General features: G+C 48.2%; 13 protein-coding genes. 2 read left to right on the top strand and 11 right to left on the bottom strand.

Annotated features, from left to right (window positions below):
- Nucleotides 1–168: 168 nt before the first annotated feature.
- Nucleotides 169–1,494 (bottom strand): MFS transporter, encoded by a 1,326-nt coding sequence (locus ABGV42_RS18180; protein WP_347382889.1) that lies wholly within the window; start codon nucleotides 1,492–1,494, stop codon nucleotides 169–171.
- A gap of 491 nt (nucleotides 1,495–1,985) precedes the next feature.
- Between ABGV42_RS18180 and ABGV42_RS18185 the strand changes: the two genes are divergently transcribed.
- On the top strand, nucleotides 1,986–2,447 hold the full coding sequence (locus ABGV42_RS18185) for a MarR family winged helix-turn-helix transcriptional regulator (protein ID WP_347382890.1): 462 nt from the start codon (nucleotides 1,986–1,988) through the stop codon (nucleotides 2,445–2,447).
- Between the two features lie 86 nt (nucleotides 2,448–2,533).
- Here the strand turns inward: ABGV42_RS18185 and ABGV42_RS18190 are convergent, their stop codons facing one another.
- The 4 genes from ABGV42_RS18190 to ABGV42_RS18205 form a co-directional block, all read right to left on the bottom strand.
- Entirely contained in the window at nucleotides 2,534–2,893 is a 360-nt protein-coding gene (locus ABGV42_RS18190) for a hypothetical protein (RefSeq protein ID WP_347382891.1), read from the bottom strand.
- Between the two features lie 313 nt (nucleotides 2,894–3,206).
- Nucleotides 3,207–4,727 (bottom strand): MDR family MFS transporter, encoded by a 1,521-nt coding sequence (locus ABGV42_RS18195; protein ID WP_347383285.1) that lies wholly within the window; start codon nucleotides 4,725–4,727, stop codon nucleotides 3,207–3,209.
- Nucleotides 4,728–4,772: 45 nt separating this feature from the next.
- Nucleotides 4,773–5,345, bottom strand: a complete 573-nt coding sequence (locus ABGV42_RS18200) for a GNAT family N-acetyltransferase (RefSeq protein WP_347382892.1) — start codon at nucleotides 5,343–5,345, stop codon at nucleotides 4,773–4,775.
- A 196-nt stretch (nucleotides 5,346–5,541) separates the two neighbouring features.
- Complete coding sequence (locus ABGV42_RS18205; RefSeq protein ID WP_347382893.1) at nucleotides 5,542–5,838, bottom strand: hypothetical protein; 297 nt, start codon at nucleotides 5,836–5,838, stop codon at nucleotides 5,542–5,544.
- Nucleotides 5,839–6,036: 198 nt separating this feature from the next.
- Between ABGV42_RS18205 and ABGV42_RS18210 the strand changes: the two genes are divergently transcribed.
- On the top strand, nucleotides 6,037–6,516 hold the full coding sequence (locus tag ABGV42_RS18210; protein ID WP_095293228.1) for a GAF domain-containing protein: 480 nt from the start codon (nucleotides 6,037–6,039) through the stop codon (nucleotides 6,514–6,516).
- A gap of 155 nt (nucleotides 6,517–6,671) precedes the next feature.
- On the opposite strand, the gene ABGV42_RS18215 is transcribed toward ABGV42_RS18210, so the two are convergent.
- The 6 genes from ABGV42_RS18215 to ABGV42_RS18240 form a co-directional block, all read right to left on the bottom strand.
- Nucleotides 6,672–7,463, bottom strand: coding sequence for a MerR family transcriptional regulator (locus tag ABGV42_RS18215; protein ID WP_347382894.1), 792 nt, complete (start codon nucleotides 7,461–7,463; stop codon nucleotides 6,672–6,674).
- Nucleotides 7,464–7,762: 299 nt separating this feature from the next.
- Nucleotides 7,763–9,187, bottom strand: coding sequence for an aldehyde dehydrogenase family protein (locus tag ABGV42_RS18220; protein ID WP_347382895.1), 1,425 nt, complete (start codon nucleotides 9,185–9,187; stop codon nucleotides 7,763–7,765).
- A 159-nt stretch (nucleotides 9,188–9,346) separates the two neighbouring features.
- Nucleotides 9,347–9,769 carry a universal stress protein gene (locus ABGV42_RS18225; protein ID WP_347382896.1) on the bottom strand — a complete coding sequence of 141 codons (423 nt, stop codon included), beginning with the start codon at nucleotides 9,767–9,769 and terminating at the stop codon, nucleotides 9,347–9,349.
- A 17-nt stretch (nucleotides 9,770–9,786) separates the two neighbouring features.
- Nucleotides 9,787–11,004, bottom strand: coding sequence for an MFS transporter (locus ABGV42_RS18230; RefSeq protein ID WP_347382897.1), 1,218 nt, complete (start codon nucleotides 11,002–11,004; stop codon nucleotides 9,787–9,789).
- Between the two features lie 152 nt (nucleotides 11,005–11,156).
- Nucleotides 11,157–11,612, bottom strand: a complete 456-nt coding sequence (locus ABGV42_RS18235) for a MerR family transcriptional regulator (protein WP_347382898.1) — start codon at nucleotides 11,610–11,612, stop codon at nucleotides 11,157–11,159.
- A 178-nt stretch (nucleotides 11,613–11,790) separates the two neighbouring features.
- Nucleotides 11,791–12,150, bottom strand: a complete 360-nt coding sequence (locus ABGV42_RS18240; RefSeq protein ID WP_347382899.1) for an SdpI family protein — start codon at nucleotides 12,148–12,150, stop codon at nucleotides 11,791–11,793.
- Nucleotides 12,151–12,164: the final 14 nt, after the last annotated feature.

A 12,164-nucleotide genomic window follows, 5' to 3' on the forward strand; every position in this document is an offset into this window, starting at 1 on the left:
GTGTTCTCCATTATTGTAATGGAGGTATTAGCTTTGTATTTGATCATTTTGAGCATCTTTAATGAATTAGAGGTAGAAAATGAAAAACCTCTAAACACACAAAAAAAGCAGGGTTCCGAAGCCCTGCTTTTTCATGATTATCCAGTGGTAATCTCATACCAAATGATGCTATTCGCTTACAGCCACTGCCTCACTCGCCACCGTTGCATCCATCATTTTCGATCTGCGTTTTAATACATAGACCAATCCCAGAAGTGTCATCAAAATGCCTGAACATACAAAGGCAGGGATAACACCAAACGACGTGACCAGAAATCCCCCTACAACAGGACCCATAATATTGCTTGCTGTCATGACGCTGCCAACAGTCCCAAATACACGCCCGGTCATTCCTTCAGGAGTTTGTTCCTGCAGCAAAATTTGAAAAGGCACCACGGCGAACCCAATTCCGATTCCTGCCAGGGCAAACATCGATATCAGCAGCAGGTTGGCACCCAGACCAGCATGCGGCCATACGCCAACAACGGCTCCTGCTGCACCAATGACAAGCCCCGTTATCGATGTTCCCACCCCCATCTTCAGTACATGTCCTGCTCTTTTCCACTTCCTCACACTCATGGCTGCAATTAACGTTCCAACCCCACTGGCACCAACGCACCACCCCAGCAGATCACTCGAAATTCCAGGCAGCTGTCTGAACAGGACAACGGTCTGGGAATCAGCAAATTGCAGGAACAGAATGGCGGATGCCAGCAAAATGAGAGAAGAGCCTACCTGTGGAAGTGAAGCGAGCATACGAACGCCTTCCAGCGTATCCTTCAAAAAGGCACCTTTTTCTCGGGATGAAATGCCCCCTATTTCTTCTCCCTTACTTTCTTGTACAGACGGTCTTGCAGTTTGGATCACCCGCTTACCCGGAATCCACAGCAAAATAATACCCGAGATGAGAAACGAGGCTGAATCCAGAATAAAACACCAGGTAATCCCAAAGGCTGCAACCAGCAATCCGCCAAGCGCAGGACCTATAATTTTGGACATCTGTTCGATCACCGAGCTGATGGAAACGGCTTGAGCCAGTTGCACATGCGGCACGAATTCCTTCAACTTCCCGTTCTTGGCGGGTGAGAATACGACGTCGAATAACGATTTGAGAATAAGCAATACGTATACATGCCAGATCTGATCGGCAAAAATGAACCCGGCAACAATCACGACTCGTGCACCGTCCGCTGCGATCATCAACCATTTCCGATTCATCCGATCTGCCAGCGCACCTGCAAACGGCCCTGTTATCAGCACAGGCAATGCCGCACAAAGTGTAGTAAACGTAATTTCCCACGGCGTAGCATTCCAACGTATTCCCACCAACGTCAAGATTGCCAACAAATGCAGCCAGTCGCCCAGATTGGAGATGGCCTGCGCCACCATCAGTGTTACAAATGGACGGTTATGCTTCAGCCCGCGTTGTCCCTTCATTGTCATTGTCATTTCCATTTTCGCTTCTCCTCCACTTGCCGGAATGTTGATATGGCTTTAATTATATAAATGGATACTTATTCCAACCTCCTTCCAGAGACGGAGAAGAGCCAACATCCGAAGGATGAACTTTCTCAGGTGCAGGTTACCATGGAGAAGGACGAATGCTTAAATTTTAAATGCTAAAAATGCAGATCTTGTGACATATCGCATGTTTTTCGTGGAAACAGAAGCTTACAATAGGGACATGGCGACAATCTGAATCGTCAAATGTAACCTACTCAACCCTATATAAGTTGAATATATCGTTTACATGTTAATCGTAACGAAGAGGACAGAAAAAACCTGGAAAAGCAACGCGTTCACCTTTATTACCGGATTTTATCTTTGAAAAAGATTCAAAAAAATCTGGGGATATCAGTGATTGGAGGGTTGTTCTGTCATCGTAGTGGTAGATAGTAACCTTATTATTTCAACTTATATCACTAAACTGAAAAGGCGGGATCAGCATGCTGGAATTACAAGAAATCGGAACCGAACGTTCACTTCATCTGTACCGCACCTTGGCCAAAACATTCAAGAGCGTGAATGAACACGCTGTATCCGGTAGCAAAGTGCACGGCTTCAACCCTACTGCATACGGGGTGCTGGAAGTACTGTATATGAAAGGAGCACAGCCGATTCAACAGGTAGGCGCACAACTTCTGCTGCAGAGCGGGAACGTAACCTATGTCATTGATAAGCTGGAGCAAAGAGGGCTTTTACATCGCAAACACTGTCCGCAGGACAGACGGATTATATTTGTGGAACTGACAGAGGAAGGTCACCGGACCATGGATGATATTTATCCAGGGTATGCACACAAGATCGATCGTGCAGTCAGTGGTCTGAGCGAGGGTGACAAGACATTGCTGTCTGAGTTGTTGGAAAGGCTTGCGCTTGGCGCAGACCGTCTATCCGCTAATGGTTGAAGAAATAACCCGGATGAATAGAGATAAATAAAATAACCGGTTTCGCCATTCTGCGGCGTAACCGGTTATTGTTGTTGAATTATTTATTAACTTACGCGCTTCCTCGGCTTGCTGATCCATTTCAAAATGAATTGCCATAACAGATAAACAAACGTAATGATCAGTACATATGAATACTGCCCGGTATGCTGAAAAGCATCCATCCTGAATACAAAGATCGCAAATAGAAAACCACATCCTATCCCCAACAGGAGATAAGCCACAATTACATAAATCAATCTTGTTGCTGGACCCTTCATTTTTGTTGAAGCAAGCACACGATCGACGAATAGGGAGAGAGGCAGAATGAGGAATAGCATCATGGCTGCAATGATTAGCAAGCTTATGATCCATATATACCAAAAAGGATAGTAATATGTATCTTCTGCTCGTTCCGCCAACGTCACCAATCTTGAAATCCCAACGTACAAAGAAATGGTTATGACGGTCAGCAAGGCTGCAAATAATTTAATGGAAAATGGCATGTACCAATTAGATTCAGTCCTTGAATTATTCAATACACCTCAGCCCCATTCATATCAGATAAGTCCATCTGGTACGGCGAAAAATTAAAAACCTACCGTAAATTATATCAAATTTCCATTTAGAACCAACAAAAAAAGCAGCTGATCACAGCTGCCTTCTTGTGAAAATCAATGCTTTATCTCGTTTGTGCTAATCAACAAAGTATCGGTTTTATGTACCGTATGGGTTTGACAATCACTTCCCGGCAACCTTGGCCTGTTTCGGTATTTCTGCCCCTGCCTCTGCCTCTTCAGGCACGATTAAACGTTTGCGTAATGCTAATGTCGTTAACCAGGATACGATCGCGATGACGAACATGATGACAAACAGGGAATGCAGACTGCCTTCCAGCACATTCCGAAGCAGTGCCCATTTGTCATCGGACAGGGCAGCGTCCGTATGTGGTGCGAGCAGCTCATTCAGATCACGTTCGGAAATGCCGGCATCGGCCAGATGCTGTTCACTGGATAACCTGGATATCCGGTAGTTCAGCCATGTGCCAAAAACAGCCGCGCCAATCGTTTGTCCCAGAGTGCGCATGAACGTATGCAGTGACGTTGAAGATCCGCGTTCCTGATATCCCACAGAGGACTGTGCAATGATGGTGAATATCGTAAACGCAAAGCCAAAGCCAAGCCCATAAATAAAGGTCAAAATAAACAGCACGGCCTGTGGGGATGTTCCACCTACCAGGAAAAGCCCTCCCGAGCCGATCGCGATTCCGGTCAATCCGATGAGTGCAGTCAGACGTGACCCGATCTTCATCAGGAGACGACCCGCCAGCACACTTCCGATTAACCAGCCTACGGACATCGGCGCGAGCAGCAGTCCGGATTCAGTGGCATTGCCTCCACGGACACCCTGCACCCATAGTGGCAAATAACTGGTTAAGCCGATCATCAACGTACTGGTTAGCAGTCCCGCAATATTCGCCACACGGATGTCCCGAATACGGAACAGATGCAGTGGAACCATCGGCGCCTGAGCTCTTTTCTCAACGATGAAGAATAAGATCATAAACACGACGGCCACTGCACTCAGTCCCAAAATGAGCGGAGAGCTCCAGGCATAATACTGCCCGCCTGCTGACAACACAAAGAGTAATGCCGTTATGCCTACCGTGAAGGTCAGCGCACCAACGTAGTCAATTTTGGCGGTACGAGGTGAGATGTCTTCCTTCAAATAACGAAATACGAACCACATGGCAAGCAAGCCAAATGGCACGTTGAATCCAAAAATCCACTGCCATCCGAGATTATCGACAAAGTAACCACCAAGCAGCGGTCCTGCCAGGGAAGATATGCCCCACACCGAACTGATCCAGCCCTGAATCTTGCCTCGTTCTTCAATCCGGTAAATGTCTCCAATAATCGTAAACGTGACAGGCACAACCGCTCCTGCCCCAATCCCCTGAATCGCTCGAAAAATAATCAACTGCTCCATGTTCTGTGAGAAACAGCAAAGCAATGAACCGAGTAAAAACAGTGCACAGCCAATCAGGAACACGGGCTTTCGGCCGTAAAGATCACTGATTTTACCAAAAATCGGCGTGCTGACAGCCATCGTTAGCAGATATGCGGTAAAGATCCAGCTAAGCAGCTGCACACTTCCCAGCTCACTGACAATGGTTGGCCCCGCCGGACCAATGACCGTTCCTTCAATCGCCGACAAAAAGGTTGCCAGCAACAATCCCGCCAAGATGAAACTGCGTTTCAAGCCTCCGGTTGTATTCACACAAACCCTTCTCTCTTTGTTCTCTGTTTATTTACTATGCTTGCGCAGCCACTCATCGTACAGCAGTGAATACATCACCATATCCTTATATCCTGTAGATGTATGCTGTACCTGGCGCAGCAGACCTTCCCGCGTGAAGCCTTGGTTTATCAAAAACTCTCCGGAAGCGGCGTTTCGTGGATCGACTAGCGCTTCAATCCGATTAAGCCCCATGGTTTCATACCCGAAAGGCAGCATCACCGAGAACACTTCGGTCATATAACCATGCCGCCAGTAGTCACGCCCCAGCTCGTAACCGATCTCCCCGCGGAATGCGCCTTCAAGCTGCCAGGTATTGTATCCACAGCTTCCGATAAGACGGCCCGTCTCCTTAAGTTCGATGCCCCAGCGAATCGCCTCCTCTTCCCCTGCCATATGGTTAAGCAATCCAATCATATCCGCAGCTTCGCTTGTCCCGATCATCGGTGCCAGATTCATATAGCGGGTCACCTCCCGGTCTGACCAGTATGCGAACATCTGAGCCGCATCCCGGCGGCGCATTTTGCGCAGACGAAGACGTGCTGTCTCAAGTTCGGGAATTCTCCCTTTGGATTTATACATGAAAAGACACTCCGATCCGATCCATCTCTGCAGACCATAAGATTCAATAGTCATCTAAACATAACCTGCGCCGAATGGCAACCGTTCAGTCATGGGTTTGACATCAAAAAAACCGGGCCGCAAGGGTCCCGGTCTTGTTGTACAAATGATTCAATCGAGCATGTCTGGCATCAGCCTGTCCTGCCAAAGAATCATCTCAGGCGGTAGAAGCCTTCTTATCCGCTGCCAGCAGCTCTTCGCTGACCCGGCCCAGCACGGCCGTAATTTCCTTATACTCTTCAATGCCTGTCCCGGTCAGGCTCCACTGGTCGCCATGGGCAGTCAGGAAGTTCTCCTGGGTGAGATGCTCAAGCTCCTGCTTGATCTCCCGCTCGCCAACGCGATAGCCGCGTTCTTCCAATAGAGGCAGTGCGTCACCAACGGTTAAATCCTGATTTTGGGCCAAATATAGAAGATGAATCCGTACAAAAAGATTCTGTACCTCTGCGTGCATAATCCAAACTCCTTCCAGGGTTATAGCCCTCCGTGATTGCTAAGTAATTACCCCGCACGAGAAGCTGAGAAACAGGATGAATTTACAGGGGTTTCTCCTTCTTAATCGAAACTCTACCGAAATCCTCCGCTTGACTAAAGGCATGCACTGCACTATCTTGAAAATAAGTACCATTTTTGCTCGGGAGGGTGATTCAACATGTTTCAAGCTGTTTCCTATGAAGGAACACGAAGCGAGCAGCACACCGCCGTCCTGGGACAGTTAAGCGCTCTGATCCGCGATGAACCAAGCGCCATTGCCAATCTGGCAAACGCTGCGGCGCTGCTCAATGTATTTCTGACCGATACCAATTGGGTCGGATTCTACCTGTATGATGGAAAAGAACTTGTTCTAGGTCCGTTCCAAGGGCTGCCAGCCTGCATTCGTATTCCGCTTGGACGCGGGGTATGCGGCACTTCTGCTGCGGAACGACGTACACTCGTTGTAGACGATGTTCATGCCTTCCCAGGTCATATCGCCTGTGATGCCGCATCGAACAGCGAGATTGTCGTGCCCATCATCAAAGACGGCGAATTGTATGGGGTGCTCGACATCGATAGCCCCATTAAAAACCGTTTCGACGACGAAGACCGCATCTTCTTGGAACAGGCCGTCAAACTGCTCACGGAGCAGCTGTAAACACGGTTCTGCCAATGGTCCTCGTACCATAATAAGCAGGACGTTACAGTAGATACGTACCCAAGATAACCAAAAGCACAGACCACCAGAGGTCTGTGCTTTTGGTTTATGCCTTATACATCCATGTTCTGCTCGCCCATGGTTACTCTATGCATTTAGGTCAATTCCTGTTCCGCTTTGATCAACATGCCGTCTCGCAAAAATTCGGCAAGCTTCGGATGGTACCCATCGTACATTTGGCGGAAATTTCGATGTTCCACATACAGATTGCCCAAATCCCGATAGATCTCGGCAGTAGGCGTGTAGTAATCCTTGATCCATTCCAGATGTCTGCCAATAATATGCTGAACTTCCGGACTTTCAGGTGTCAGGCCATCTTCAATCGCCTGCTGCAAATCCCGGTTAATTCGGTCTATTTTCTCCTGGGAATCCAGGTAATCTTCTTTGGTTTTGAGTTCCCCGTCATAAGACATTGCTGATTCAGATTCTACTGGATGCCAGCCATGCGTTACGACCGAATCACGGTCCGGGAACTCCGGTGACTCCGGCAGCATGCTGTGATGTCCTTTTTTGACAAAGCCCTGATACAACTCACGAACCTCAAGCTCCTGCTCTCCCTGCAAATGGGAAATCGTTTGGTCCAGCGTCTGGATCAAACCATGCAAATGCAAAGCCTTTTCCAGCAGCTGTATGCGCTGCTGCTGCATCATATGAATGATATCTTGATGATCCTCCTGCAGCATGGAGCCGATCTCTTCCTGCTCAACCCCCAGCTCCTTGCAGAACAGAATCTGCTGGAGTTTCAACAGCTCCGGTTTCTCATAATAAACTTCATTCTGGTTTCTACCTGCGAATGCAGGTGTTAGCCAACCGGATTTTACATATTCGCTCAATTCATTCAGACTTATACCGGACATGCCGGATACGTCCGCCATGGTATACGCCATTCGCAACACCTCCTGTCTGCACTCCAATTATGATTCAGAATTTCCCATACTGCTTTTTATGTTAATTAAGTTAGTTACAAGTTTTAAACAACGATTAGTCGACTGTTTTGCGGTATGTAAAATATTTATACCCTTCTGATCAAATGTGAACCGGGAGTCAGGAGGGAAATTGAAGGGTTTTCACCAAGTTATCTGATCTATAGAAGGAAAGAGCCCTACACCAATGATCATTAGGTGCAAGGCTCTCTAATTACTCTATCATAGGCAGACCAGACATCAGTCTGCCTTGGGGAACATCGTTAATTTTTATTGAACATGACAAACTTGAGTTCGGTCATTTCCTCAACTGCATATTTGATGCCTTCACGTCCCATACCACTCTGCTTCACACCACCATAAGGCATGTGATCGACCCGGAACGTTGGAATGTCGTTAATCATTACGCCTCCGGCTTCGATATGGTCAGCTGCATGCAGTGCAGTGTGAATATTGTTCGTGAATATACCTGCCTGCAGTCCATAGATGGAATCATTCACGCACTCAATGCCTTCTTGGGCCGAATCCACGGTGTTAATCACAACAATCGGTGCAAAGACTTCCTGGCACGACACCTTGGCATTACGCGGCACGTTAACGAGCACGGTTGGGCGCAGCACGCCTCCTTCTGCCTCTCCTCCTGCTGCCACCGTAGCTCCTGCCTGTTTTGCTTCGTCGATCCAATCCAGTGTCCGCTGTACGTCTTTGGCTGTAATAAGTGCCGAAACAACCGTATCCGGGTTCAGCGGATCCCCTGTGACAACCTGCTGTGCAGCTTCGGCGAAGCGGCGTATAAACTCGTCCGCAATGGCACGGTGTACATATATCCGTTGCAATGAAATACATACCTGCCCCTGATACGTAAATGCGCCGGTCACGCATCTTGGCACCACTTTGTCCAGATCCGCATCCTGATCCACAATGACAGCTGCATTCGATCCAAGTTCCAGCGTCACCCGTTTCAATCCCGCCTGACTGCGAATGCTTGTACCCACCGCCGGACTGCCCGTGAATGTAATATGGGCTACGCGCGGGTCGGCTACGAGCACATCCCCAATCGTTTTCCCGTCCCCGCTTACCACGTTCAATGCACCATCCGGCAATCCGGCTTCCTGGAGCAAGTTCGCGATATAGTAGGCAGACAACGGTGTCTGCTCAGCCGGTTTCAGAACAATGGTATTGCCTGCAGCCAGCGCAGGTCCAACCTTGTGTGCAACCAGATTCATAGGAAAATTAAACGGAGTAATCGCCCCGATGACACCCAGAGGCTGGCGCATGGTATATCCGATACGTCCTTCTCCACCCTTGGCTGCATCCAGTGGGACTGTCTCTCCGGTCAACCGTTTCGCTTCTTCTGCGGCAAAACGGTACGTTTCCACGGTACGATCCACTTCCGCAAGGGCAGCCGTGATCGGCTTGGCCGCTTCCAGTGCAATCACTCGTGCCGCCTCTTCCTTCCGCTCTTCCAGCAGGACGGAGAGTTTGTAGAGAATGTCTGCACGCTTGTGGGCAGGCATGAAGCGCATCTCTTTGCCGGCCTGAACGGCAGACGTTATGGCTGCTTCAGCTTCCTCCGCCGAAGCGGTAGACACTTCAGCCAATGTTTCTCCGGAATACGGTGCCTGAAGTGCCTTATATTTTACTGATTCTGTGGGTCTACCACCGATAAACAGATGTTGTTTTTTCATTATTGAGTCCTCCAATCCATCCATAATTGCTGCAAGCTTTGACCAATGGAAGTTACAGCGGTCAAGTCCATGACAGAACAACCTTGTGATCGCAGTTATCCTTCATCTATTTATACACCACAGGTATATCTTCAACCCAGCCCCAATTACGGCAGAGTCCTATTTAACCGTTAATACCGGGCATTCTGCATGCTTCAATACACCGTGGCTGACACTGCCAACAACGATTTCCGCCAGCATGCTTTTGCCGCCCGTACCCATTACAATGAGGTTGCACTCTCTCTCGCGCGACACCCGGCAGATCTCGTTTATCGGGTCCCCCGCTATCAGCAGCGTCTCATAGGGGATGGAGTGTCCCGACAACAGCTGTTCTACCGGTGCAATAATAAGCTGCCCTTCGTCTGCAATTCGTTCTTCCAGATCTACTCCCAGAGCTGGCTCATTCAGCGTTACGGAAGGATTCACATGCACGATAATTAACCTGGCGGGATGCTTCAAACTTTCAGCTAATTCAACAGCTGTTTCTAACGCCTTATGAGCATGATCCGACCCATCGACAGCCACTACGATTCGTTCCAGCATTTCAATTCCTCCATCCATTAATGTGTAATTGCTGCATCGATATCACGCAGATGTCTTCGGCGTACAAGCAGAACCACGACACCGACCAGTACCATCAATGCGCCAAAATAAAACGGTGTTTCCGGCAGGAACCATTCCGACAACTTACCTGCAAGCCACGGTGCCAACGCACCGCCTAGGAAACGTACGAAACTGTATGCAGCCGAAGCAACAGAACGTTCAACAGGAGCAGCCTCCATAACGGCCGTCGTAATCAATGTGTTGTTGATACCGAGGAATATCCCGGCAACGATAACGGCAACAATGACGGTTGTGGATGATCCCATCACTGTACCCACGGCCATAACAACAAGGTCGATCGCAAACAGGGTAAGCATAACACTCATGGAAGGAACCGAGCCGAATCGACGCTGTAGTCTTGGCGCTACGAATACAGACGTAATCGCAAGCATTAGACCCCAGCCGAAGAACACATAACCAAGTCCGTGCTCATCCAAATTCATGACATATGGTGAATAAGCCATCAACGTAAAGAAACCAAAGTTATACAGAAAGGCAGTAATCGCCAGTGTTTTCAGGGATGGATAACTCAGGGCCTTAAACGGATCGGACAAGGAACTGCGTGTTTTCGGTTTTGCCATTTTGGGCAGCATAAACGTAATGCTGATAAAGGCAATTGCCATCAGAACAGCAACACCATAGAACGGGCCGCGCCATGAGATGGAGCCAAGTTCACCACCAAGAAGTGGACCTACAGCGATACCCAGACCAAGCGCAGCTTCGTACAAAATAATCGCTTTGGCTGTCCCCGAAGTGGACAAACCAACAATGGCTGATAACGCCGTTGCGATAAACAGGGCATTACCTAGCCCCCAACCACCACGGTAACCCACTAGTGCACCTACCGTGTCTGAGGTTCCGCCCAGAAAGGAGAAAATAATGATAAGTAAGATCCCGCTAAGCAGCGTCCATTTGACACCGATCCGACTGGATACAACGCCCGTAATCAACATCGCAACCCCAGTCACAGCGTTGTAACTCGTAAACAGTAGTGAAACTTGGCTTTTGGATGCATGCAGCTGATCTGCAATGGCGGGCAGGATGGGGTCAACCAATCCCAGTCCCATAAACGAAATGATACACGCGAAGGCGACAGCCCATACAGCCCTTGGTTGGGACAGCAATCCTCCGCGTGATGACGGCAATTCGTCAGGTAATGATGGTTCTCTTTTCATACATGATACCTCCTGTTTATGAGTTGAAATTTAATTGTAATTCATGAAATTTTCATTCCATTTTCAAAAGAAAATGAAACAAAACGGCACAAAATGACACCGGATCACCGGTGCTTGCACAATTTCGTTTTATTGAGTTCTTGGTTACTCGCTTATCCGTCTCCCGGATGTTCCGTAATTTCATGCGCCTGTAGTCGCTGAATCCCGTTCTTCACCCGTTCGCGCAATTCTTCCAGCTCCGCCTTTACGGCATGGATACTCTGCAGCTTTTGTTCAATTAGCTGAAGCTGACCACCCAGCGTTGCCTCCATCCTGGTGAGTTTTTCAATCCGTTCCCTCACTTCGGTTGTCTGCTGGTAATCAAATCGCTGCTCATTCAATACATCAGCCGTGGCAATATACGTATGCAGTTCCTGTAGTGAGAAACCAAGCACTTCCTTGGCACGGACAACCTTTTTCAAATAGTTGATATCCTCTCTCGTATACAGCCGCGTGCCACCATCCGTCCGCTGAGGTGAAGGCATGACACCAATCTCTTCGTAGTACCGGATGGTACGCTTTGTCAAACCACATTCCTTGGCTACGTCGTCGATCTTATACAAGCTCATTTCCTTCACCTCACTTTGATATGTCTATATTGTTATGTACATAATTATATATAATTATAACGTTAACGTCAACGTTAGATTTTCCATACAGGAATCCAAAGAACCTCGCTGAACATAAAAAAAGACCCGCTTGCGCGGATCTTCTACTACCTTTATCTTATATCAATAGAATTACATTCTATGCGCCTTGCTGGTTTTGCTTCCGCTGCTGCGCTTGCTGCACTTCTTTTAATCGCCCTTCCACTTTCATAAACAGTCTGAAGGTATAGAACGCGACTGCAAACAGACTGAGCACAAGTGCCTGTACATCTGTAAACCAGAATCCAAGGACACCAAACACCGTAATAATAACCCCAAACTGCATCATCAGGTTGGCGCTGTAACGCTGAGCTTCATCCCATAAATCAGGATCACTCATTGCACGCGGGGTACGATAACCATATATGCCATTAATCTTTTTCGGCGGTTTTTTGAACAGCATTAACCCCAGCACGAAATAGCACACTCCGCATATTAACCCTACAATTGCTCCTGCCAAGTTGTTCTCCCCTT

Origin of the sequence: Paenibacillus pabuli, assembly GCF_039831995.1 — a bacterium.
GTDB classification, from domain to species: domain Bacteria; phylum Bacillota; class Bacilli; order Paenibacillales; family Paenibacillaceae; genus Paenibacillus; species Paenibacillus pabuli_C.